At 67.2% G+C, this 21,372-nt stretch carries 22 protein-coding genes; 6 read left to right on the forward strand and 16 right to left on the reverse strand.

The window, feature by feature from the left end; genetic code table 11:
- The first annotated feature begins 44 nt into the window (after positions 1 to 44).
- Positions 45 to 437 carry a barstar family protein gene (locus O0K41_RS02875; RefSeq protein WP_049451902.1) on the forward strand — a complete coding sequence of 131 codons (393 nt, stop codon included), beginning with the start codon at positions 45 to 47 and terminating at the stop codon, positions 435 to 437.
- A gap of 30 nt (positions 438 to 467) precedes the next feature.
- On the opposite strand, the gene O0K41_RS02880 is transcribed toward O0K41_RS02875, so the two are convergent.
- Complete coding sequence (locus O0K41_RS02880) at positions 468 to 1,460, reverse strand: glycosyltransferase (RefSeq protein WP_164222425.1); 993 nt, start codon at positions 1,458 to 1,460, stop codon at positions 468 to 470.
- Positions 1,460 to 2,737 (reverse strand): O-antigen ligase family protein, encoded by a 1,278-nt coding sequence (locus tag O0K41_RS02885; RefSeq protein WP_049451904.1) that lies wholly within the window; start codon positions 2,735 to 2,737, stop codon positions 1,460 to 1,462. The genes O0K41_RS02880 and O0K41_RS02885 overlap by 1 nt, the downstream gene beginning before the upstream one ends.
- 340 nt (positions 2,738 to 3,077) lie before the next feature.
- Here O0K41_RS02885 and mutS point away from each other — a divergent pair, with 340 nt between their 5' ends.
- From mutS to O0K41_RS02900, 3 genes are all read left to right on the forward strand, one after another.
- Complete coding sequence (gene mutS / locus O0K41_RS02890) at positions 3,078 to 5,633, forward strand: DNA mismatch repair protein MutS (RefSeq protein ID WP_197592394.1); 2,556 nt, start codon at positions 3,078 to 3,080, stop codon at positions 5,631 to 5,633.
- Positions 5,634 to 5,953: 320 nt separating this feature from the next.
- Complete coding sequence (locus O0K41_RS02895) at positions 5,954 to 7,465, forward strand: catalase (protein ID WP_012479536.1); 1,512 nt, start codon at positions 5,954 to 5,956, stop codon at positions 7,463 to 7,465.
- Between the two features lie 108 nt (positions 7,466 to 7,573).
- Positions 7,574 to 8,176 (forward strand): DUF937 domain-containing protein, encoded by a 603-nt coding sequence (locus O0K41_RS02900; protein ID WP_005408604.1) that lies wholly within the window; start codon positions 7,574 to 7,576, stop codon positions 8,174 to 8,176.
- A 38-nt stretch (positions 8,177 to 8,214) separates the two neighbouring features.
- Here O0K41_RS02900 and O0K41_RS02905 read toward each other — a convergent pair whose 3' ends face one another.
- Both O0K41_RS02905 and O0K41_RS02910 read right to left on the reverse strand, forming a co-directional pair.
- Positions 8,215 to 8,622, reverse strand: a complete 408-nt coding sequence (locus O0K41_RS02905; RefSeq protein ID WP_005408603.1) for an RNA-binding S4 domain-containing protein — start codon at positions 8,620 to 8,622, stop codon at positions 8,215 to 8,217.
- 9 nt (positions 8,623 to 8,631) lie between these two features.
- Complete coding sequence (locus O0K41_RS02910; protein ID WP_164222422.1) at positions 8,632 to 8,871, reverse strand: hypothetical protein; 240 nt, start codon at positions 8,869 to 8,871, stop codon at positions 8,632 to 8,634.
- Between the two features lie 62 nt (positions 8,872 to 8,933).
- On the opposite strand from O0K41_RS02910, the gene O0K41_RS02915 reads away from it, so the two are divergent.
- Positions 8,934 to 10,394 carry an MATE family efflux transporter gene (locus O0K41_RS02915; RefSeq protein ID WP_149500831.1) on the forward strand — a complete coding sequence of 487 codons (1,461 nt, stop codon included), beginning with the start codon at positions 8,934 to 8,936 and terminating at the stop codon, positions 10,392 to 10,394.
- Positions 10,395 to 10,463: 69 nt separating this feature from the next.
- Here O0K41_RS02915 and O0K41_RS02920 read toward each other — a convergent pair whose 3' ends face one another.
- The 10 genes from O0K41_RS02920 to ffh all read right to left on the reverse strand — a co-directional run bounded on the left by O0K41_RS02920 (position 10,464) and on the right by ffh (position 17,478).
- Positions 10,464 to 10,871 carry a DUF1801 domain-containing protein gene (locus tag O0K41_RS02920; protein ID WP_164222420.1) on the reverse strand — a complete coding sequence of 136 codons (408 nt, stop codon included), beginning with the start codon at positions 10,869 to 10,871 and terminating at the stop codon, positions 10,464 to 10,466.
- A gap of 38 nt (positions 10,872 to 10,909) precedes the next feature.
- Complete coding sequence (locus tag O0K41_RS02925) at positions 10,910 to 11,344, reverse strand: DUF1801 domain-containing protein (RefSeq protein WP_005412655.1); 435 nt, start codon at positions 11,342 to 11,344, stop codon at positions 10,910 to 10,912.
- A 79-nt stretch (positions 11,345 to 11,423) separates the two neighbouring features.
- Complete coding sequence (locus tag O0K41_RS02930) at positions 11,424 to 11,804, reverse strand: DUF6404 family protein (protein WP_049451937.1); 381 nt, start codon at positions 11,802 to 11,804, stop codon at positions 11,424 to 11,426.
- An 82-nt stretch (positions 11,805 to 11,886) separates the two neighbouring features.
- The gene (gene rplS, locus O0K41_RS02935; protein WP_005408597.1) at positions 11,887 to 12,288 is read right to left on the reverse strand and encodes a 50S ribosomal protein L19; all 402 of its coding nucleotides are present in this window, start codon (positions 12,286 to 12,288) and stop codon (positions 11,887 to 11,889) included.
- Positions 12,289 to 12,442: 154 nt separating this feature from the next.
- Entirely contained in the window at positions 12,443 to 13,201 is a 759-nt protein-coding gene (gene trmD, locus O0K41_RS02940; protein WP_164222418.1) for a tRNA (guanosine(37)-N1)-methyltransferase TrmD, read from the reverse strand.
- Between the two features lie 8 nt (positions 13,202 to 13,209).
- The gene (gene rimM / locus O0K41_RS02945) at positions 13,210 to 13,722 is read right to left on the reverse strand and encodes a ribosome maturation factor RimM (protein WP_164222416.1); all 513 of its coding nucleotides are present in this window, start codon (positions 13,720 to 13,722) and stop codon (positions 13,210 to 13,212) included.
- Positions 13,723 to 13,766: 44 nt separating this feature from the next.
- Complete coding sequence (rpsP, locus tag O0K41_RS02950; protein WP_005408594.1) at positions 13,767 to 14,027, reverse strand: 30S ribosomal protein S16; 261 nt, start codon at positions 14,025 to 14,027, stop codon at positions 13,767 to 13,769.
- A 97-nt stretch (positions 14,028 to 14,124) separates the two neighbouring features.
- The gene (locus tag O0K41_RS02955; protein WP_164222414.1) at positions 14,125 to 14,937 is read right to left on the reverse strand and encodes an aminotransferase class IV family protein; all 813 of its coding nucleotides are present in this window, start codon (positions 14,935 to 14,937) and stop codon (positions 14,125 to 14,127) included.
- Positions 14,934 to 16,010, reverse strand: coding sequence for a nitronate monooxygenase (locus O0K41_RS02960; RefSeq protein WP_164222412.1), 1,077 nt, complete (start codon positions 16,008 to 16,010; stop codon positions 14,934 to 14,936). Before O0K41_RS02960 ends, O0K41_RS02955 begins: the two co-directional genes overlap by 4 nt.
- A gap of 91 nt (positions 16,011 to 16,101) precedes the next feature.
- Positions 16,102 to 17,478 carry a signal recognition particle protein gene (gene ffh / locus O0K41_RS02965; RefSeq protein ID WP_099605718.1) on the reverse strand — a complete coding sequence of 459 codons (1,377 nt, stop codon included), beginning with the start codon at positions 17,476 to 17,478 and terminating at the stop codon, positions 16,102 to 16,104.
- A gap of 122 nt (positions 17,479 to 17,600) precedes the next feature.
- Between ffh and ccsA the strand changes: the two genes are divergently transcribed.
- Positions 17,601 to 18,395 (forward strand): cytochrome c biogenesis protein CcsA, encoded by a 795-nt coding sequence (ccsA, locus tag O0K41_RS02970; RefSeq protein WP_049451940.1) that lies wholly within the window; start codon positions 17,601 to 17,603, stop codon positions 18,393 to 18,395.
- 99 nt (positions 18,396 to 18,494) lie between these two features.
- On the opposite strand, the gene O0K41_RS02975 is transcribed toward ccsA, so the two are convergent.
- Both O0K41_RS02975 and O0K41_RS02980 read right to left on the reverse strand, forming a co-directional pair.
- Positions 18,495 to 18,959, reverse strand: a complete 465-nt coding sequence (locus O0K41_RS02975; RefSeq protein ID WP_088431002.1) for a hypothetical protein — start codon at positions 18,957 to 18,959, stop codon at positions 18,495 to 18,497.
- A gap of 92 nt (positions 18,960 to 19,051) precedes the next feature.
- Complete coding sequence (locus tag O0K41_RS02980; RefSeq protein ID WP_164222410.1) at positions 19,052 to 21,358, reverse strand: tetratricopeptide repeat protein; 2,307 nt, start codon at positions 21,356 to 21,358, stop codon at positions 19,052 to 19,054.
- Between the last annotated feature and the right edge of the window lie 14 nt (positions 21,359 to 21,372).

Here is a 21,372-nt window from a genome sequence, read left to right on the forward strand (position 1 = left end):
CTGCGCCGGACACAACCGCCGCCCGGGAGAGCTACAGTCCGCAGATGACACGGATCCTGCACATCGAAGGCGCGTCCATCAACGACATCGCCAGCCTCTACGTGGAAATCAATCGCGTGTTCATGGCCGACGAAGACTGGCAACTGGGCGCAAGCCTGGATGCGCTTGATGACCTGCTTCACGGCGGCTACGGCGCTCTCGCAGGCCATGCCATCGCCACGGTGGTGTGGCGTGACATCGCCCACAGCCGCGATGCACTGGGCCGCGAGACCACGCGCGCCTGGCTGCAATCGAAACTCGCTCAGGGCGGCAGGTTCAACGGTGCGGCCATCCACGCTCAGTTGACGGCACTGGCGCTTGGTCAGGGACAGACCTACTTCGAGATCGTCATGGAGATCTTCGGCAGCCATCCGCAGATCACCCTGGTGCCTGGCTGAGCGGGCTGCGGCGACCAGCCCCACATCAGCTCAGAGCTTGGCCAGGGCATCGCCCAGACGGCGCGGGAACGCCACCTCGCTGGCCAGGTGCCATGCGCGTGCATTGGCGCCCAGCCGGGTCCACTCGGCCTCATCCATCGCCAGCGCGCGCTCGACGGCCTGTTCCAGCGCCTTCTCATCCACATGCCAGGTCCTGGACAGATGGCAGGGCTCGCCCTCGTGCGCGGCAACCAGGATGCCGCGGCTGTCGTCGATCATCTGATTCATCGGCGCGCCGTCACAGGTGATCACCACCGCCCCGCAGCTCATCGCTTCCACCAGATAGTGGCCCCAGCCTTCGGTCTGCGACAGGCACAGGTGGAACGCATGTTCGTTCTGCAGGCGCTGCACCTCCTGGTCGGGCAGCCGCTCGCGGACGATTCTCAGGTTCGCGGCCCCGCCCTCATCTTCGTCCGAAGGGCCGCCGCGCAGGATGGTCAGCAAGGGCCACTCAGGGTGCCGCTTCCAGACATTGACGAGTGCAGCCGTCCCCTTCATGCGACTGGTACCGGCCGCATGCAGGAAGCTGCGCGGCCTGCGCGGCACCGCTGGGTCGTAGCGGTCACGGCTGCAGAAACCGACTTCCAGCGCGCGCATGCCCAGTGCGTTGAAGATGCGCGTGGCTTCTTCGGTCTTGGTCAACAACGCATCGAACCGCGGCAGGATCCGCAGGCTGCGTGCGGACACCCATTCCGGATTCGGAATCAACAGATTGACCACGGCCAGTCCGAAGCTTGCCGGCCGGACATGCTCCAGCGAGATATTGATGTCGAACCGGGCCGGCGTGCGCCCCAGGCTGAGCCACGAGGCCAGCAGCCTGCGCAGGCGCATCCCGCGCAGTTTCCAGGCACCACCATTGCGCACCGCGTCCAGACGGCTGACCGTCACCGTGTGCCCGAGCTGCTGCAACGAGCGCTCGATCACCTGGATGTCATGGGACAGGCCACGCTGGTTGTCGGCGGCCAGTAGATGGATATGCGCCATCAGGACGGACTCCCTGGCCGATGCAGGTTACGCGCCGGCAAGGCGGTCGCCATCATGAAGCCCAGCACCAGGTAGAAATAGAACGAATGCGGCATCGCCCGGTAGAACACGTTGTCCGTGAACGCCGAAAGCGCATAGACGATGACCACGGCAAGTCCGGCGATGGCGATCGTCGCGGTGATGTCGTCGGCGTGGCCGAGGCGCCGCACGAAATGAATGCCGGGCAGGATGAAGACCAGCAGCATGAGCAGCAGCAACGGCACGCCACCGGTCACCGCCGCTTCCAGGTACTCGTTGTGCGGGTGGTTGTAGCGGAAGATCGACTCGGACACCTCGCCGCGAGCGATGCCCTCACGCGCATAGGTACCGAACTGGTTCAGGCCCACCCCCGCCACGGGATGCTCGGCGAAGGCGTCGACCGCCACGCCCCACATGGCGATGCGCTCGCGGACCGAGCCGACCTCGTTTTCCTGGTTGAAGCCGGAGATCTCGCCACTGACCTCACCGAAGCGCTGGATCACCTCGTGGTTCAGCACCGAGGTGGCACCGACCACGCCAATGGCCAGGGCACCGACGAAGACCAGTGCCCCCCGCCAGCGCCGGGTTCGCCGGACGTGCACCACAATCACCATCAGCATGGCGGGAATGAACGCCAGGATCGGCCCGCGACTCTGCGCCAGGATCGAACCGTAGACGCCGACGGCGATGGCCACGCCGTGCAGCCAGCGTTCGGCCGGATGCACATTGGGCTGGATCAACCGGATGACCGAGAACAACGCCATGCACAGCGTCACCATGGTGAACTCGATGGCCGTCCATTCGCCGCCACTGAAACCGTGCGCGCGTTCAAGGCCCATCACGTGGTGCTGCACGATGCACGACCCGCCGAAGACCAGGGTGGACACGGCGAAGATCTTCCAGATCAGGCGCCAGTCCAGCGCAGTGGCGAACACAGCAGCGGTACCCAGGTAGAGCAGTGTCTGCGCCGGCAGATCCAGCTCGTTCCAGCGCAGCCCGTGCCAGAGGATGCTGTAGAAGGCATAGGCCAGGCGCAGGAAGCAGACGATCACGATGAACCGGGCGATGCGGTAGCGCAGGCGGACATCGGGCTGGCGGCGAATCAGAACCACGCCGGTGACCAGCAGGGCCAGCAGCAGCACCGCCTTCAGCAAGGTGTAGGGTGCGGAGCCGGCAAGCGGAACGATGGCGACCAGGATGCTCAGCAGGACGGTACGCCAAGTGTAACGAGGTTCGGCGGCCATGCAGGCTGCAGTCATGCTTGTTCTTTCCATCAACGCCCGCCCGGGGATAAGTCGCCCCGTTTTCCATGGAGGCCGCTTGGCGGAGATCGCCGGGGCTGACACTACCGTGGGACCCTGGGGAAATCAACCAAAGTGCCGGCGCAGGGGCGCAGGCGTTGGCACACGGACAGCCTCCGGGCCCAGCGCGGGTGCCGCGGATCATCGACCACCCCAGGTCGCTACACTAATGACTTCTCCGGCCATGCCTGCGCGTGGTCACGCCCTGACGCCCTGCCCAAGACGCGAAACGCCCCAAGTGACTGATACAAAAGACAATACCAGCAACGCCAAGGCGTCCAAGGAACACACCCCGCTGATGAAGCAGTTCTTCGCAGCCAAGTCCGACTACCCGGACCTGCTGCTGTTCTTCCGCATGGGCGACTTCTACGAGCTGTTCTACGACGACGCGCGCAAGGCTGCGCGGCTGCTCGACATCACCCTGACCCAGCGTGGCAGCTCCGGCGGCGCGCCGATCCCGATGGCCGGCGTGCCGGTGCATGCCTACGAAGGCTACCTGGCACGGCTGGTGGCGCTGGGCGAGTCGGTGGCGATCTGCGAGCAGATCGGCGACCCGGCGCTCGCCAAGGGCCTGGTCGAACGCAAGGTGGTGCGCATCGTCACCCCCGGCACGGTCACCGACGAAGCGCTGCTGGACGAGCGCCGCGACACCCTGCTGATGGCGTTGTCGCGCAGCAAGCAGGGCTACGGCCTGGCCTGGGCCGACCTGGCCGGTGGCCGCTTCCTGGTCAACGAAGTGGAGACCGACGACGCCCTGGAAGCCGAGCTGGCACGGCTGGAGCCGGCCGAGCTGCTGGTGCCCGACGAGGAGAACTGGCCGGAGTTCCTGCGCCAGCGCACCGGCGTGCGCCGCCGTGCGCCGTGGCTGTTCGACGCGGACAGCGGCCGCCGCCAGCTGCTGAACTTCTTCAAGCTGCACTATCTGAGCGGCTTCGGTATCGATGACAAGCCCCGTGCCACCGCCGCCGCCGGCGCCCTGCTCGGCTATGTCGAGGAAACCCAGAAGCAGCGCCTGCCGCACCTGACTTCGATCGCGATGGAAACCGCCGGCGAGGCGATCGCGATGAACGCCGCCACCCGCCGCCACCTGGAATTGGACACGCGTGTCGACGGTGATACCCGCAATACCCTGCTGGGCGTGCTCGACAGCACGGTGACACCCATGGGTGGGCGCCTGCTGCGCCGCTGGCTGCACCGCCCGCTGCGCCTGCGCGAGGTGCTGGTGCAGCGCCACCACGCGGTGGAAACCCTGATTGATCGCGGTGCGGACGCCGACATCCGCGAGCAGTTCCGCCGCCTCGGCGATCTGGAACGCATCCTCACCCGCGTCGCGCTGCGCTCGGCGCGCCCCCGCGATTTCTCCACCCTGCGTGACGGCCTGGGCCTGCTGCCGGCGGTGCGCGAAGTGCTGGCCCCGCTGGACTCGCCGCGCCTGCAGGCCCTGCATGCGGCGCTGGGCGAACACGACGCGTGCGCGCAGCTGCTGGCCAGCGCCATCGCCGAGATGCCGCCGCTGAAGCTGAGCGACGGCGGCGTGCTGGCCGATGGCTTCGATGAAGAGCTGGACGAGCTGCGCCGGCTGTCCACCCATGCCGACCAGTTCCTGGTCGACCTGGAACTGCGCGAGCGCGAGAGCAGCGGTATTCCCACCCTGAAGGTGGGCTACAACCGCGTTCACGGTTACTACATCGAAATCAGCAAGGGCCAGTCCGATCGTGCGCCGGTGCACTACACCCGCCGGCAGACGCTGACCAATGCCGAGCGCTACATCACCGAAGAACTGAAGGCATTCGAGGACAAGGTGCTGTCCGCGCGCGACCGTTCGCTGTCGCGCGAGAAGTACCTGTACGAGCAGCTGCTGGACACCCTTGGCGGGCAGTTGGAACCGCTGAAGCAGTGTGCCGCTGCGCTGAGCGAACTGGACGTGCTGGCCGCCTTCGCCGAACGCGCGCAGGCGCTGGACTGGGCGCGCCCGGAGCTGCAGGCCGAGCCGTGCCTGAAGATCGAACGCGGCCGCCATCCAGTGGTCGAAGCGGTACGCGAACAGCCGTTCGAACCCAATGACCTGGACCTGCATCCGGACCGTCGCATGCTGGTCATCACCGGCCCGAACATGGGCGGTAAATCGACCTACATGCGGCAGAACGCGCTGATCGTGCTGCTGGCCCACATCGGCAGCTTCGTGCCGGCCAGCCGGGCGGTGATCGGCCCGATCGACCGCATCCTGACCCGCATCGGCGCCGGCGACGACCTCGCCCGCGGGCAGTCGACCTTCATGGTCGAGATGGCCGAGACCAGCTACATCCTGCACCACGCCACCGCCCATTCGCTGGTGCTGATGGACGAGATCGGCCGTGGCACCTCCACCTACGATGGCCTGGCGCTGGCCGACGCGGTGGCCCGCCACCTGGCCTACCAGAACCGCTGCTACACGCTGTTCGCCACCCACTACTTCGAGCTGACCGCGCTGGCCGACGAACAGCATGAGGGCGGCCGCAGCGGCATCGCCAACGTGCACCTGGACGCGGTCGAGCACGGCGAAGCGCTGGTGTTCATGCACGCAGTGAAAGACGGCCCGGCCAACCGCAGCTTTGGCCTGCAGGTGGCCGCACTGGCCGGCCTGCCGCGCGCCACTGTGGCGCAGGCACGGCGTCGCCTGGCCGAGCTGGAACAGCGCGGCGCTGAAAGCCACGCCGCCGAGCTGGCGCCGCAGGCGCTGGATGCCCCGCAGCAGTTCGGGCTGTTCGCGGCACCGTCCAGCAAGGCGCAGGAAGCGCTGGCGGCGATCGATCCGGACGAGTTGACCCCAAAGCAGGCACTGGAAGCGCTGTATCGGCTGAAAACGCTGCTGTAACCGCAGGGCGCACACATGGCTTCCCGCCGCCATGCGGGAGGCCTATGGAAGGCCCCGTAAATCTTATTCCACGTTTCAATTGACAGAAACTATCAACCTGAATGGATCATTCGATTATTCATTTCATCTGGCCATAGCTAAAGTCGAGTGAAGATGTTCCACCCCGTCTTCACCCGCAGGAGCCAGCCATGAGCCAGTCCGATAACAACAGCCCCAAGTGCCCGTATCACACCGCGCCGTCGCCTGCGGAAGGCGCCCAGCAGCAGCGTGAACTGAGCACCACGCCCAAGCAGAAGCACGGCGATGATCCGGTCACGCCGATGACCACGGCTTTCGGCGCACCGGTGGTGGACAACCAGAACAGCAAGACCGCCGGCCCACGTGGCCCGCTGCTGATGGAAGACGTCTGGCTGCTGGAGAAGCTGGCCAACCTCAACCGCGAGATCATTCCCGAGCGCCGCATGCACGCCAAGGGCTCGGGCGCGTTCGGTACCTTCACTGTCACCCATGACATCAGCAAGTACACCCGCGCCAAGCTGTTCGAGAAGGTCGGCAAGCAGACCGAGATGTTCGCCCGCTTCACCACCGTGGCCGGCGAGCGTGGCGCCGCCGACGCCGAGCGTGACATCCGCGGCTTCGCGCTGAAGTTCTACACCGAAGAAGGCAACTGGGACCTGGTCGGCAACAACACGCCGGTGTTCTTCCTGCGCGACCCGCGCAAGTTCGCCGACCTCAACAAGGCCGTGAAGCGCGACCCGCATACCAACCTGCGCAGCGCGCGCAACAACTGGGACTTCTGGACGTTGCTGCCCGAAGCCCTGCTGCAGGTGACCGTGGTGATGAGCGACCGCGGCATCCCGCGCAGCTTCCGCCACATGCACGGCTTCGGCTCGCACACCTACAGCTTCACCAACGCCGACAGCGAGCGCTTCTGGGTGAAGTTCCACTTCGTCAGCCAGCAGGGCATCGAATCGCTGACCGACGCGCAGGCGCAGATCCTGGTCGGCCATGACCGCGAAAGCCACGGCCGCGACCTGTTCGCCGCAATCGAGAAGGGCGACTTCCCGAAGTGGAAGCTGTTCATCCAGGTAATGCCCGAGCTGGAGGCGGAAACCTACCGCATCCATCCGTTCGACCTGACCAAGGTGTGGCCGAAGAGCGACTACCCGCTGATCGAAGTGGGCCAGTTCGAACTGAACCGCAACCCTGTCAACTGGTACCAGGACGTCGAGCAGTCCGCGTTCGCACCGAGCAACCTTGTGCCCGGCATCGGCCCGTCGCCGGACAAGATGCTGCAGGCACGCCTGTTCGCCTATTCCGATGCGCAGCGCTACCGCTTGGGCGTGAACCACCACCAGATTCCGGTGAACGCCGCACGCTGCCCGGTGCACAGCAACCACCGCGACGGTGCGATGCGCGTGGACGGCAACTACGGCGGCCTGCCGCACTACGAGCCGAACAGCTACGGCCAGTGGCAGGAACAGCCGCAGTACCGCGAGCCGCCGATGAAGATCCGCGGTGACGCCGACTTCTGGAATTTCCGTGAGGACGACGCCGACTACTTCAGCCAGCCCGGTGCGCTGTTCCGCAGCTACAACCAGGCACAGAAGGACCGCCTGTTCGCCAACACCGCCCGCGCCCTGGGCGATGCGCCGGACTTCATCAAGCAGCGCCACATCGACAACTGCAGCAAGGCCGACCCGGCCTATGGCGCTGGCGTTGCCGCGGCCCTGAAGGCGCTGGCCAGCCAGCCGTCGGATCCGTTCAAGCCGGCGCAGCCGGAAGCGGACTTCCCCACCGCGACCCCGGGCGCCGAAGACATCGAGCTCTGATCGCCCTGCCCCGTGAACAGCACGCCGCCTCCCCGTGAGGCGGCGTCGCCGTTTTAACGGTCCGCGTCGTACCTTCTGCACGCCCCACCCCAATCAAGGATTCCGCAGATGAGCCTCACCGACGAACTTCTCGCCAAACTGCAGGGCGCACCGCTGCAGCAGGTATCGCAGCAGCTCGGCATCAGCGACACCCAGGCTTCCGGCGCGATCAGTGCCGCGCTGCCGGTGCTGATGGGCGCGCTGGGCAACAACGCCTCGCAGCCGCAGGGCGCGCAGGCGCTGCTCGGCGCGCTGCAGAACAACCACAGTGGGCTGGACCTGGGCAGCGTGCTCGGTTCGGTACTGGGCGGCGGTGGCGGTGGTGCCGCCAGCGATGGCGCCGGCATCCTCGGCCACATCTTCGGCGGCAACCAGCAGAAGGTAGAAACCGGCCTGGCCCAGGCCACCCAGCTCGACAGTGGCCGCACCAGCCAGCTGCTGCAGATCCTCGCACCGATCGTGATGGCTTTCCTCGCCCAGCGCCTCGGTGGCGGCCAGGCCGACGCCGGCTCGCTCAGCCAGGCCCTCGGCCAGGAAAAGCAGCAGGTGCAGCAGCAGGGCGGTCTTGCCGGCGGCCTGCTCGGCAGCCTGCTGGACCAGGACGGTGACGGCCAGCTCGGCGTGGGCGATCTGCTGAAGATCGGCGGCAGCCTGCTCGGCGGCAAGCGCTGAGCCAAGGGGGCGCCGGATCCGGTCTGGCGCCCTGCTGCTTACAACGCGTCGATATCGCCGAGCGCGCGGATCAACCGCCGTGCGCGCTTGTCCGGCTTGTGCTCCGGCGGCTGGAAACCATCGCGCGCCGCGATGCGCAACGCGCGCTGTTCGGCACGGCGCGCCTTGGAGGCCTCACTCTCGGCATACAACTGCTGCGCCGTCGGCGCCGGCCCGCGCTGGTCGCTCAGGCCCAGCACCTGGATCTCGAAATGCTCTTCGCCGCGGTCGACCTGCAGCTGCTCACCGACGCGCACTGCGCGTGAGGATTTCGGGCGCTGCCCGGCGACGCTGACCTTGCCGGTCTCGATGGCCTGTTTGGCCAGGCTGCGGGTCTTGAAGAAACGGGCCGCCCACAGCCAGATGTCCAGGCGGACACTGGGCGACAGCGGGGAAAGCTCGGTCATCGGCAGGGACTACTCCGTTCGCTTGTTCAGGGGGCGCGGGTTATCGGGGTCGGTGCGGCAGCCACTGCCCCCGATCAGGGTGGGTACGCCGGCGGAAAGATCCTGGCGCTGGCTGCCGACCAGGCACTCGGGGCGGTCGGTTGGCCGCACCTGGATATCGCCCAGCCGGTCACCTGTCGAACATGCGGCCAGTGCGGCGCCGATCAAGACCAGCGCCATGCTCCATTTCACCTGCAGTCGTTGATGCATTGCCACATCCTGCAAACCGGCTTGGTGCTAGTGTGCGCCTCCCGGGATTCGATCACCACTCCATGGCCAAAGCGCCGCTTGACCTGACCTCCGGCCCGATCGGCCGCAATCTCCTGTTGTTTTCCCTGCCGATCCTGGCCGGCAACATCGCGCAGTCGCTGAACGGTTCGGTGAATGCGGTCTGGGTCGGGCGCTTCCTCGGCGAGGCGGCACTGACCGCCACCGCGAACGCCAACAACATCATGTTCTTCCTGATCGGCTCGGTGTTCGGCTTCGGCATGGCCTCGACCATCCTGATCGGCCAGGCGATCGGCGCGCGCGACATCGCGCAGGCGCGGCGCGTGGTGGGTACCAGCGCCACCTTCTTCATCGGCCTGTCGGTGATCATCGCCATCGCCGGCTGGTTCATGGCCCATCCGCTGCTGGCGGCGATGGGTACGCCGGCCGCCTCGCTGCCATTGGCCGAGGCCTACCTGCAGATCATCTTCCTGGCGATGCCGACGCTGTATGCGTTCGCCTTCCTCACCGCCGCGCTGCGCGGTGCCGGCGACTCGCGCACACCGTTCCGTTTCCTGATGGTGTCGGTGGCACTGGACATCGTGCTGAACCCGGTTCTGATCTTCGGCATGGGGCCGTTCCCCGCGCTGGGCATCGCCGGCTCGGCCTGGGCAACGCTCGTCGCGCAGACGCTATCGCTGGCCGGCCTGCTGCTGTACATGCGACACAAGCGCCACACGTTGTGGCTGGGCCGCGCCGACATGCGCCTGTTCAAGCTCGACCTGACCATCCTGAAAGCGTTGGTGCTCAAGGGCGTGCCGATGGGCCTGCAGATGGTGCTGATCTCGCTGTCGGTGATCCTGCTGATGACCATGGTCAACCAGTACGGCACCGACACCGCCGCCGGTTACGGCGCTTCCCTGCAGCTGTGGAACTACCTGCAGATGCCGGCGATGGCGATCGGCGCGGCGTGCTCTTCGATGGCGGCGCAGAACGTCGGTGCACAGCGCTGGGACCGCGTACGCGGCACCGCACGCCAGGGCGTGCTGTTCAATTTCCTGCTGACCGGCGCGCTGATCCTGCCACTGGTCCTGTTCGATCGCCAGCTGCTGGCCCTGTTCCTGCCGCCGGCCAGCCAGGCGCTGGACATTGCCCGTCACCTCAACCACGTGGTGATCGGCTCGTTCCTCTTCTTCGGCGTCAGCTTCGTGATCTCCGGCGTGGTGCGCTCCACCGGCGCGGTGATCCCGCCGCTGCTGATCCTGGCTGGTTCGCTGTGGGGCGTGCGCGTGCCGTTCGCCGAGCTGCTGCAGCCGTATTGGGGCGCCGATGCGATCTGGTGGAGTTTCCCGGTCAGCTCGCTGGTGTCGATGCTGCTGTCGTTGGCGTACTACCGCTGGGGCGGCTGGCGCAAGGCGAAGATGATGGGCAAGCCCTCGCACGCCGAGGAACTGGCCACGCCGTCGGAAATTCCGGCCTGCCCGCCGTCGCCGGTGGCCGACCCGGATGCCGCACCGCTGCGGTAGTGCCGGCCGCTGGCCGGCAACCTCACACCTCTCCAGCAGCATCGCGGAACAGCCGGCCAGCGGCCGACTCTACCGCTTCTTCTTCGCCGCGTTGAACGTCGCCGCCGCGCGCATCAGCGCCTTGAACGCGGCGGCATCCGGCATCGCGCCTTCATGGATATCGATCGCGCGCCGCGTGTTCCCCTCCAGGCTGGCGTTGAACAGTCCCTTCGGATCGGCCAGCGCCGCGCCATTGGCAAACGTCAGCTTCACCGCCTGCTTGTAGGTCTCGCCGGTGCACAGGATGCCGTTGTGCTCCCACACCGGTGTACCCCGCCATTTCCAGGTTTCCTGCACGTCGGGCAGCGCTTCATGGATCAACGCACGCACGCGTGCCAGCGCTTCGCCACGCCAGTCGCCCAGTTCAGCGATGCGCGCATCGATCAGTTCGGCGGCCGGGGTTCCGGCATCGGCCGGGTTGGGTGCATGCGTGGCCATCGGCGGCTCTCGTCGGCAAGGAGATCAGAACGGTGGGCTTACATGTGTTCGCCGGGCAATGCCGCGGCCTGGCGCACCCAGTCAAGAAACCGGGCTTCATCCAGTACGCCATCCTGGGCAATGTGCAGGTAGCGCGTATCGGCACTCCTGGACGGCTCCGGCGGCACCGGTTTCAGCGCAGCGCCGCGGAAGAACGCCACCTTGATATAGCGGGTGAAGCAATGGAAGCTGAGAAACCAGCCTTCGCCCGCGGCCACCGCATACATCGGCGAGTTCCACTTCACCGCCTTGTGCACCCCGGGTACGGCCTGTTCGACCAGCGCATCCAGCCGTGCGCCGATCGGCCGCTTCCAGTCCGGCATCGCCGCGATATACGCCTGTACCGTGGCATCGCCCTCGCCCTTGGCGATCTGCGGATTGCCGCCTGACAACAGCTTGGGCGCAGCGGAAGGTGCGGTTCGCTTGGCAGGCATCGCACGGCACGTCCATCGGGATGACACTGCAGCCTACCGCGGCCCGTGCCGGGCGGTCACGGCGCAGTGCGCCATCGGCTCAGTCCGCCTGCCCCGCGCGGAACTGGCGCCACTCCGGCAGCTTGCGGTGCCGGCGCAGCGAGCGCATCAGCGCCGCCATCACCATGCCGAACAGCGCTCCGGCCAACAGCCCGGCCACCAGCAGCAGCGCCAGCGGACGCTCACTGCCCTGCCACAGCATCAGCCACATCAGCGCGGTCCAGAACAGCCCGAACAACAGGCCCTGCACCAGCGCATTGGTACCGAAGCCGGCCAGGATCGGCGGTGGCAGTGCGATGCCCATGCGCCACAGCAGGCGATGCAGCAACGGCGCCGACTGCACACGCGCTAGTCCCTTGCCGTCGAGGAAGCGCAACGCCGACTGGATCACGGCGGGATAGCGCGGGTTGATGTCGTTCATCACCTGATCGTGGCCGATGCGATGCCGGAAACGCAAACGGCCACCCGAAGGTGGCCGTCGCGGCAACAACCGAAGTTGTTTATCAGGCCTTTTCGGCCAGACGGGCAGCCTTGGCGGCAGCAGCGGCAGCCAGGTCTTCCTTGATGCGGGCAGCCTTGCCTTCCAGGCCACGCAGGTAGTACAGCTTGCCGGCGCGGACCTTACCACGACGCTTCACTTCGACCGAGTCGATGATGGCGCTGTGGGTCTGGAACACGCGCTCGACGCCGTAGCCGTGCGAGATCTTGCGCACGGTGAACGAGGAGTTCAGGCCGGCGTTCTTGGTGGCGATGACGACGCCTTCGTAGGCCTGCACGCGCTCGCGGCTGCCTTCCTTCACCTTCACGTTGACGACAACGGTGTCGCCCTGGCTGAACTTCGGCAGTTCACGGGTGATCTGGGCGGATTCGAATTCCGCGACGATGGACTTGTTCAGCTTGCTCATGGGTTACACCGATTCTTGTTCGGGTGGGCGTGTCATGTAGACAACGTGGGCTCATGCAGTCACCGGACTGTGCTGCACGTTTGTTGTGGGTACTGCGCGCGCCGGCCTAGGCTGGCGGTAATTGGCCATGATAGCCGATAAAGCCGGCCCTGCGCTAGGGGTCGGCCTTCTGTTTCTGGGCCTGACGGCCCTGTTCCAGCAGCGCGCGGTCGGCCTTGCCCAGCGCCTGTTCATCCAGCAGGTCCGGACGCCGCTGGGCGGTACGGACCAGCGACTGCTGGCGGCGCCACGCGGCGATGGCCGCATGGTTGCCTGAGCGCAGCACGTCCGGCACGTCGCCCAGAGGGTGCTGGGCCGGCTGGCTGTAGTGCGGGCAGTCGAGCAGGCCCAGATCACCTTCGAAGCTGTCCTGGGCCGCTGATTCAGCGTCATTCAGGGCACCGTCCTGCAGGCGGGCCACGGCGTCGATGATGACCGCCGCACCCAGCTCGCCACCCGACAGCACGTAGTCGCCGAGGGAGATTTCCTCGTCGACATTGGCTTCCAGGAAACGCTCGTCGATGCCCTCGTAGCGGCCACAGAGCAGGACCATGCGCGGCAATGCCGCCAGTTCCCGCACCTTGGCCTGGGTCAACGGCGCCCCCTGCGGGCTGAGATGGATCACCCGCGCCGGGGTCGGATCAGCATCGCGGATCGCCTGCAGGCAGGCCTGCAACGGTTCGATCAGCATCACCATGCCCGGGCCGCCACCGAACGGACGGTCGTCCACCCGGCGGTAGTTGCCTTCGGCGTAATCACGGGGATTCCAGCCATGCAGGCTGAACAATCCCTTCTCCTGGGCGCGCCCGACCACGCCCAGTCCAGCGGACTGGGCGAGGAACTCGGGGAACAGGGTGATGACGTCGAAACGCATGCTCACACTCAGAACTCGGGATCCCAGTCGACCACGACCAGGTTGGCCTCGAAATCGACCGACTTGACGAAGTCCGGCTGCACGAACGGGATCATCCGCTCGCGGTCACCCCGGACCACCACCACGTCGTTGGCGCCGGTGCTGAACAGGTGCGAGACCTGGCCCAGGGCAACGCCCTCGGTGGTCTTCACGTCCAGGCCTTCCAGGTCCACCCAGTAATACTCATCGGGCTTCGGCGGTGGCAGGCCACTGCGGGCCACGTAGATCTCGGTGCCGCGCATCGCTTCGACGGTATCGCGGTCCTCGACGCCGGGGAACCGGGCGACCAGGTGCTTGCCACTGTCGCGGCCACGCACACCTTCAATCGTGGTTTCCACGCCGGACGGGCTGCGCACGATCCACGGCTGGTAACGGAAAATGGCGGAACGTGGCTCGGTCCAGGACTCGAGCTTGATCTCGCCGCGCACACCAAAAGCGCCGACAACCCTGCCCAGCAGGATGCGGCGCTCGATATCTTTCATCTGCTTCAACCAAGAGGGCCACGCCGAAGCGTGGCCCGTCAGGATCAGGCCGCAGCGGCCTGGGACTTGGTCGCTTCCTTGATCAGGTTGCGGACCTTGTCGGTCGGCTGGGCGCCGTTCTTGACCCAATGGTCAACGCGGGCCAGGTCCAGCTCGATGCGCTTCTCGCCGCCCTGGGCGACCGGGTTGTAGAAACCAACGCGCTCGATGTTGCGGCCGTCGCGCGCGCTGCGCACGTCGGTGACGATGATGTGGTAGAACGGACGCTTCTTGGCGCCGCCGCGGGTCAGTCGAATCTTGACCATGGTGTTTTTCCTATTGCCCAGTCGCCAGGATGGCGAGGTAAGCGGGCGATTATAGCGGCAGAGCCCGGCCGAGCCAACCCCGGGGGGCCGCTTGGGGTCAGATTCCTTTTGCGGCGCAAAAGGGATCTGACCCCAGCCCCTGCCAAGCCACCGCCGCCAGCACCGCCCTGCCCTGTTCAGCCAGCGCCTGCGAGCTTGGCAGGAGTTGCCCGTCGATGGCCTCCAGCGCCCACAGGCCGCTGGCGTTGCAGGCAAAAGCGGCCTTCACACTGCCCAGTTCAGCCAGCGCCAACGGCCGCGTCAACTGCGCATCGGGCCAATGCCGCTTCAGCAGCGCTTCGGCCGTACCGCGCAGGGCCGGCGCCTGCGGCCAGAGCAGCCGTTCACCATCGTGCACGGCCAGGTTCCAGGTGCTTCCTTCACTCACATCGCCATCAGCGGTCACGAACAGCACATCGTCGAATCCTTCGGCCATCGCCGCGCGGCGCTCGGCGAACAGGCCAAACGTGCCCACGTGCTTGATCTGCGGCATTTCGCGCTGCCAGACCACGCTGCACACGCGCTTGGGCGCGACCAGGGCCACGGACGCTGATACTGCCACCAGCACGTCCACCGGCACCGCCGCCAGCGGGTTGCGGAAATCGAACCGCCGCGAGTACACCGTCACCCGCAGCGAGGCATCGGCCAGGCCGGCCTGTTGCAGGGCCTGTGCCATCCAGGTCTGTACCTGCACCGTATCCAGCTCGCTGCCGAACAGTTCACGCGTCGCCTGTGACAGCCGCTCCAGATGCAGGTCCAGTCCCTGCACCGCGTGGCCGCGCACCTGCAGCGAGGTGAAATGGCCGTAGTTGACCAGCGCCGGCAGCAGATCCTCGACCTGTGCCGGCAGGCCGTTGCAGGTCACCGTCATCGCAGCAGCGCCTGCGCCTGGCTCCACATGCCGCGCAGCACGTCGGCGGCCGGCTGTGCCGGCGCCATCCACGCCGACTGTCCGGCCCAGGCCTGCATCGCCGCCAGGCGGTTTTCCTGCGCGGCCTGCTTGCGCATCGGCGCGGTCAGCCCGCGCTGCACCGGGTACGGGCGTGGCGGCGGGGCGCCTTCCGCAGCGGCGGCGCGTACATAGGGTGTCGCCAGGCCGCGGCCCAGGCGGCCGCTGAAGGCGCGGGTCGGCCAGGTGTCTTCCGGTTCGCTGGCGGCCAGCCCATCGGCCCACGCCGAGGCGATCGCGGCTTCGGGCGTGCGCAGGAACGCGGTGCCGATCTGCACCGCGCTGGCCCCCAGCGTGAGCGCGGCCGCGATACCGCGGCCATCGGCGATACCGCCGGCGGCAATCACCGGGATCTGCAGGTGATCGGCCAGGCGCGGCAGCAGCGCGAACAGGCCGACCAGCTGGCGCTCGGCCATCGCCGGATCGAACGCACCGCGATGGCCGCCCGCTTCCATGCCCTGCGCCACCACCGCATCGGCACCGGCGTCCTGTGCTGCACGCGCTTCGGACAAGGTGGTCGCGCAGGCGATCCAGGCAATGCCAGCATCCTTCAACTGCTGCACGTGGCGCGGCAGCAACACACCCATGATGGTCGAGGCCACCGCCGGGCGTGCGGCCAGCAGTGCGGCGAACTGTTCTTCGAAGTCGGCGGGCGTGGCATCGGCGGCGCTGGCCGGCACGTCCGGGCCCCACTGCGCCAGGAAGGCGCGGCTGGCAGCCTCGGCGGCAACGTCACGGGTCGGCACCGGATCCGGCACCCACAGGTTCACCTGCGCCGGGCCGGTCGAAGCGGCGCGGAAATCGTCCATCCAGCGACCGATATCGGCCGAAGAGGACAGCACCGCACCCATCGCGCCCATGCTGCCGGCATTGGCCAGCGCGGCCGACAGCGGCACCGGGCAGGCACCGGCCATCGGTGCCAGCAGGATCGGAAGCTGCAATGAAAAACGCCGACAGAAGGTGTCGGCGCGTTCAAGAATCGGCGATGCATTCACGCGACATACCTGTTGGAGAAGTCGCCATCCAGCATACGCCAGTCATTGTGACCGGGCCCGCGTCGCAATGCGCGCCAGCCCCGTCGCTGCATCAACGGAACGGCATGCCGCGGCCGCCCATGGCGCCCATCATGCCCTTCATGCTGCGCAACATGCCCTTCATGCCGCCGCCGGCCATCTTGCTCATCATCTTTTCCATCTGCATGTACTGCTTCATCAGCTTGTTGACGTCAGCCGGCGTCACGCCCGAGCCCTTGGCGATGCGCGCGCGGCGCGAGCCGTTCAGCAGGTTCGGGTTGCGCCGTTCCTTCTTGGTCATCGAGCTGATGATGGCGATCATGCGCGGCACTTCCTTGCCCTGGCTGACCTGCTGCTTCAGATGGTCGGGGATGTTGCCCAGGCCCGGCAGCTTGTCCATCAGGCCGCCGATGCCGCCCATGTTCTGCATCTGCTCGAGCTGGTCACGCATGTCGTTCAGGTCGAACTTCTTGCCCTTGGCGACCTTCTCGGCCAGCTTGGCCGCCTTGTCCTTGTCGACCTGCTGCTCGACCTGCTCGACCAGCGACAGCACGTCGCCCATGTCGAGGATGCGGCTGGCGATACGGTCCGGGTGGAACACGTCCAGGCCTTCCGGCTTTTCGCTGACGCCGACGAACTTGATCGGCTTGCCGGTGATGTAGCGCACGCTCAGCGCGGCACCGCCACGGGCGTCACCGTCGGTCTTGGTCAGCACCACGCCGGTCAGCGGCAGGGCGTCGCCGAAGGCCTTGGCGGTGTTGGCCGCGTCCTGGCCGGTCATGGCGTCGACCACGAACAGGGTTTCGGCCGGGTTCACCGCAGCGTGCAGGGCCTTGATCTCGGCCATCATCGCTTCGTCGATGGCCAGGCGGCCGGCGGTATCGACCAGCAGCACGTCGACGAACGACTTGCGCGCGTCGTCGATGGCGGCACGGACGATGGCTTCCGGCTTCTGGTCGGCACTGGACGGGAAGAACAGCACGCCGACCTGCTCGGCCAGGGTCTTCAGCTGCTCGATCGCGGCCGGACGGTAGACGTCGGCCGAGACCACCATCACCTTCTTCTTGCGCTTTTCCTTCAGGTGCTTGGCCAGCTTGCCTACCGTGGTGGTCTTGCCGGCGCCCTGCAGGCCCGCCATCAGGATGATGGCCGGCGCGGGCACATTGAGGCTCAGGTCGCTGGCTTCGGCGCCCATCACCGCGGTCAGCTCGTCGCGCACGACCTTGATCAGCGCCTGGCCCGGGGTCAGCGACTTCAGCACTTCCTGGCCGACCGCTCGTACCTTGATGCGCTCGATCAGGGCCTGCACCACCGGCAGCGCAACGTCGGCTTCGAGCAGCGCGATGCGCACTTCGCGGGTCGCCTCGCGGATGTTCTCCTCGGTCAGGCGGCCACGGCCACGCAGGCGCTCGATGGTGCCGGAAAGGCGCTGGGTCAGGGACTCGAACATGCGGCGCAACCTGTCTGAAAGCGGGGGACAATAAGGCAGACAGTATAACGGGTCCGCTCCCCTCCCCGGGCTGCGACCACGGGGCCGTCGCCACCACCGCAGGGGTATGCGAAACTGCAACGATGTTAATCGTTCTCATCGCCGCCCTGCTCTACCTGGCCGCCAGCGCCCTGCTGGTGCGTGCGCTTGGCCGCGATGAAAGCACCGGCTCCCCCGCCTGGCTGTGGCCCGCCCTGCCGGCGATGCTGCTGCACGGCGGCTACCACGTGATGGTGGCGATGCGCACCAACGGCGGGCCGGACATGCACTTCTTCGCCGCGCTGTCGCTGGTCGGCCTGGGCATGGCCTGGCTGACCTCGCTGGTCGGCGCACGCGGGCGGATGTCGGCGCTGGGCGTGGTGGTGTTCCCGCTGGCTGCCGTGCTGCTGCTGGCCTACCACGGCTACGGCCACGAACCGAGCAAAGTGCTGGGCTGGCGCCTGGCCAGCCACGCCTGGCTGGCGCTGCTGGCCTACGCCACGCTGAGCATCGCCGCGCTGCTGGCAATCATGCTGTGGCTGCAGGAACGCGCACTGCGTCGCCGCGAGTTCCGGCCGTGGCTGCGGGCGCTGCCGCCGCTGGCCGACCTGGAATCACTGCTGTTCCGGGTGATCACCGTCGGCTTCGCGCTGCTGACCCTGACCCTGGTCACCGGTGTGCTGTTCGTCGATGACCTGCTGGCACAGAAGCTGGTGCACAAGACTGTGCTGAGCGTGCTGTCGTGGGTCGTGTTCGGCGTGCTGCTGGTCGGCCGCCGCCGCTACGGCTGGCGCGGCATGAAGGCGGTGCACTGGACGCTGGCGGCAATGCTGTTGCTGCTGCTAGCCTTCTTCGGCAGCCAGTTCGTGATCGAACTGGTGTTCGGGCATACGCGATAGAAGCGTGCCGACCAACGGTCGGCCCCCACCCAACATCACCTGGTAGTGCCGGCCGCTGGCCGGCAACTGGACCGCACCCTGCGTGGATGCTGCCGCCGGTCAGGGCACCGGCTGCGCCAGGATCTTCCGCACCGAACGGCCGCTGTTGGTGAGGATGTCATCGACCTGCCAGCAGCCCTGGCCCTGGCGCACCATCGGCAACCGGGTCACGTAGGCCTTTTTCCAGACCAAATAGCGCATTTCTACCTGGCCAGTGGTCGCCGAGGCCTCTTTCCAGCTGTAACGCACGGGGCTGTCGATGTCGCCATCCTGCGCATCCAGCCACGGATCGGAATCGATCGTACAGATGCCCTCCTCGCGCTGCTGGCAGGCACGCTCATCACGCAGCGCCTTGCCGAAGGCCGCGCTGACCAGCGCGGCCGGCGGATCCAGCAGATCACCGTTGCCGGTCGTCGCCTCGTAGAAGGCGCGGGCCACAGCCGCAGGCTCCCGGCAGGCGGGAGCAGCCTGCACGGTGGGGGCCAGCAGCAGCCCGGCGATCACGAACATCCCTGTATTTCGCATGTATTTCTCCTTGAGGTAGTGCCGGCAGCTGACCGGCACTACAGGATATCCCGGTGCTGCCGGCCAGCGGCCGGCACTACCCGATACCCGGCTTACAACCCGTAACGCTCGATCACGTCCAGGTGCGGCTGGCGATCCTGGTCGCAGGCTTCGGCCAGGCGCAGCCAGCAATGCGGATGCGGCCACGTCGCGGTCTGCTGCTGGAGGAAGCGGTGCAGCGCCAGCGGTGCATGGTCCTGCGGCTGGGCCACGGTGAACAGCAGGCCGGGCAGCGTGCCGTCTTCCACATCGGGGTCGGTGACGGTGTAGTCCGGGCGGCTGTGCGACCACACCTTCCAACCCTGTGCTTCGGCCGCCTCGACGAAGACGTTCCAGGCCTCTTCGCCCGGGTGCGCGCCATCGATCATCCAGCTGCGGGCGAAGCCGCCGCGTTCCAGCACATGCACCTGCGCATAGGTCGGGATGAAATGCTCGCGTGCTTCCTCCTCCTCGGGTGCCGGATGCACCAGCGCGGCATCGAACACCACCCAGTCGCCCACCTGCTGGGCGCGGTTGGACGGCGCGTTCTCGACGATGCGCGCGGTCACCGGCCCGCTGCGACGGGCGTAGTACTCCATCGGCTCACCGTTCTCTTCGCTGCGGATGATCACCCAGCCCCACGGCTCTTCGACCACGCCTTCCTGGCTGGACAGCTCCATGCCGATCGCCTTCGCCGAGCGACGCACGGCGTCCCAATCCCGCGCCGCGCTGGCGGCACTCATGTGGTCCCAATGCGCGGCATTCGGCTCTTCCAGCAATTCAACCAGCTGCGCATAGCAGGCCTGTGCTTCGCTGAAGCGGCCGGTTTCCATGTACATGCGCGCCAGCGTGCCGCGCGCGCCGTGCGAGCCCGGAGACAGCTCCAGCAGGGATCGGGCCGCCTGCTCCAGCGCCGGCCAGTCGGACACGCGGCGTGCACGCTGCACCTCGCACCAGTGCGCGAACACCGGCACGCTGCCACGGTAGAGATCGGCCAGCTGGCGCAGGCCATCGTCGTCGCCCTGCTCGGCCAGCCAGCGCATCAGCGTGTAGGCCGCGGGACCATCGTACTGCGCATGGCCGCGTATGAACCGCCACAGCAGCGCGCGCGCCTCGGGCTGCGCGCCGCAGGCATTGAGTGCGCTGGCCGCCATCTCGGCCAGCGCCTCGTCATCGGGCAGCTCGGCATGCGCCTGCAGCAACCACTGCGCTTCGCGCTCGGGATCGCGCGACTGGTTCTGTTCGCCCTGCGCGTCCAGCCATGCCAGCAGCTCGCCCGCCGGCACCGGCAGCGGTGCGACATCCGGCAACGCGTCGATGCGCGCGGCCAGGCCGGCCACCAGCGCCGCAGCACCACGATCCTGGCGCAGCTGCGCCAGATGGGTGCGGGCCAGTTCCAGCTGCCGCAGTGCCACCCAGCGCGCGCCACGCTGCAGCGCCAGCTCCAGGCTCAGCGCTGCCACTTCGATCAGCAGGCGATGCGATCCGACCCGGGCAAAGTGCTCGATGATCGTGTTGAAGCGCGTGCCCAGATCCCAGGTGTTGCGCGCAGGATCCCGCTGGCACAGCGCGGCGGCGGTGTTCGCCCACAACCGCCAGTAGTTCGGAGTCAGCTCGCTCCACGGCACCAGCTGCTGCAGCGCCTCTTCGTCGCGGCCCAGCTGGGCCAGCGCCCAGGCCTTGGACAGGCGGCGCGGCACCGTGCAGTTGGCCGGTTCGTACTCTCCGGACGCAGCAACTTCGGCCTCCCGCTTTTCGATCAGCGCCAGTGCCTCATCGGCACGGCCCATTCCCAGCAGGATCTTGATCTGCATCTCCGGGAAGCTGTCGAACACTTCCTTGCCACAGGCCTCCACGGCATCGGCCTGCGCCTGCAGGTAATCCAGCGCCGCCTGGCCACGACCATCATCGAGCAGCGCATCGGCCTTCTCGCAGCTCAGGCACTGGAAACAGGCCCAGCTCGGATCGATGCGACCCAGTGTTTCATCGCAGACTTCGATGCGCTCGGGCACCCAGCCCGGGCCATCGATGTTGCCATAGCAGGCAGCCAGATCCTGGGTCACGCAGATCGACTGCGGGCATTCCAGCGTGTCATCACGGTGCGCACGTTCGAACAGCGCCACCGCTTCGCCCAGCGCGCTCTCGCCTTCGACGCGGTTGCCGACGCGGTTGCGCAGCGCCCAGTGGCCGACATAGACGTCGACCCACGGGTTGTCCAGTGCCTTGCCCAGCGCACGCGCTTCGGGCAGCAATGCATCGACGCGGTCGATCTGCAGTTCACTCACCTCGTCGGCGAGACGGTTCAGCAGGTGCGCGTTCTGCGCCTGGCCGGCCTGGCGCAGGTCACCCTGCAGTTTTTCGACCCAGTTCCAGATGTCCATGGGGTAAGTGCTCC

Source organism: Stenotrophomonas sp. Sm2128, from assembly GCF_030985535.1.
GTDB lineage: Bacteria > Pseudomonadota > Gammaproteobacteria > Xanthomonadales > Xanthomonadaceae > Stenotrophomonas > Stenotrophomonas maltophilia.

Coding starts and splice junctions, on each gene's coding strand:
- O0K41_RS02920 (WP_164222420.1), bottom strand. CDS start 10,871: ATGGCCACGCATGCACCCAACCCGGCCGATGCCGGAACCCCGGCCGCC.
- O0K41_RS02880 (WP_164222425.1), bottom strand. CDS start 1,460: ATGGCGCATATCCATCTACTGGCCGCCGACAACCAGCGTGGCCTGTCC.
- mutS (WP_197592394.1), top strand. CDS start 3,078: ATGAAGCAGTTCTTCGCAGCCAAGTCCGACTACCCGGACCTGCTGCTG.
- O0K41_RS02980 (WP_164222410.1), bottom strand. CDS start 21,358: ATGGACATCTGGAACTGGGTCGAAAAACTGCAGGGTGACCTGCGCCAG.
- O0K41_RS02915 (WP_149500831.1), top strand. CDS start 8,934: ATGGCCAAAGCGCCGCTTGACCTGACCTCCGGCCCGATCGGCCGCAAT.
- O0K41_RS02910 (WP_164222422.1), bottom strand. CDS start 8,871: ATGCATCAACGACTGCAGGTGAAATGGAGCATGGCGCTGGTCTTGATC.
- O0K41_RS02905 (WP_005408603.1), bottom strand. CDS start 8,622: ATGACCGAGCTTTCCCCGCTGTCGCCCAGTGTCCGCCTGGACATCTGG.
- O0K41_RS02875 (WP_049451902.1), top strand. CDS start 45: ATGACACGGATCCTGCACATCGAAGGCGCGTCCATCAACGACATCGCC.
- O0K41_RS02895 (WP_012479536.1), top strand. CDS start 5,954: ATGACCACGGCTTTCGGCGCACCGGTGGTGGACAACCAGAACAGCAAG.
- ccsA (WP_049451940.1), top strand. CDS start 17,601: ATGTTAATCGTTCTCATCGCCGCCCTGCTCTACCTGGCCGCCAGCGCC.
- rpsP (WP_005408594.1), bottom strand. CDS start 14,027: ATGGTCAAGATTCGACTGACCCGCGGCGGCGCCAAGAAGCGTCCGTTC.
- O0K41_RS02900 (WP_005408604.1), top strand. CDS start 7,574: ATGAGCCTCACCGACGAACTTCTCGCCAAACTGCAGGGCGCACCGCTG.
- O0K41_RS02955 (WP_164222414.1), bottom strand. CDS start 14,937: ATGACGGTGACCTGCAACGGCCTGCCGGCACAGGTCGAGGATCTGCTG.
- trmD (WP_164222418.1), bottom strand. CDS start 13,201: ATGCGTTTCGACGTCATCACCCTGTTCCCCGAGTTCCTCGCCCAGTCC.
- O0K41_RS02930 (WP_049451937.1), bottom strand. CDS start 11,804: ATGAACGACATCAACCCGCGCTATCCCGCCGTGATCCAGTCGGCGTTG.
- O0K41_RS02975 (WP_088431002.1), bottom strand. CDS start 18,959: ATGCGAAATACAGGGATGTTCGTGATCGCCGGGCTGCTGCTGGCCCCC.
- O0K41_RS02885 (WP_049451904.1), bottom strand. CDS start 2,737: ATGACTGCAGCCTGCATGGCCGCCGAACCTCGTTACACTTGGCGTACC.
- rimM (WP_164222416.1), bottom strand. CDS start 13,722: ATGAAAGATATCGAGCGCCGCATCCTGCTGGGCAGGGTTGTCGGCGCT.
- rplS (WP_005408597.1), bottom strand. CDS start 12,288: ATGAGCAAGCTGAACAAGTCCATCGTCGCGGAATTCGAATCCGCCCAG.
- ffh (WP_099605718.1), bottom strand. CDS start 17,478: ATGTTCGAGTCCCTGACCCAGCGCCTTTCCGGCACCATCGAGCGCCTG.
- O0K41_RS02925 (WP_005412655.1), bottom strand. CDS start 11,344: ATGCCTGCCAAGCGAACCGCACCTTCCGCTGCGCCCAAGCTGTTGTCA.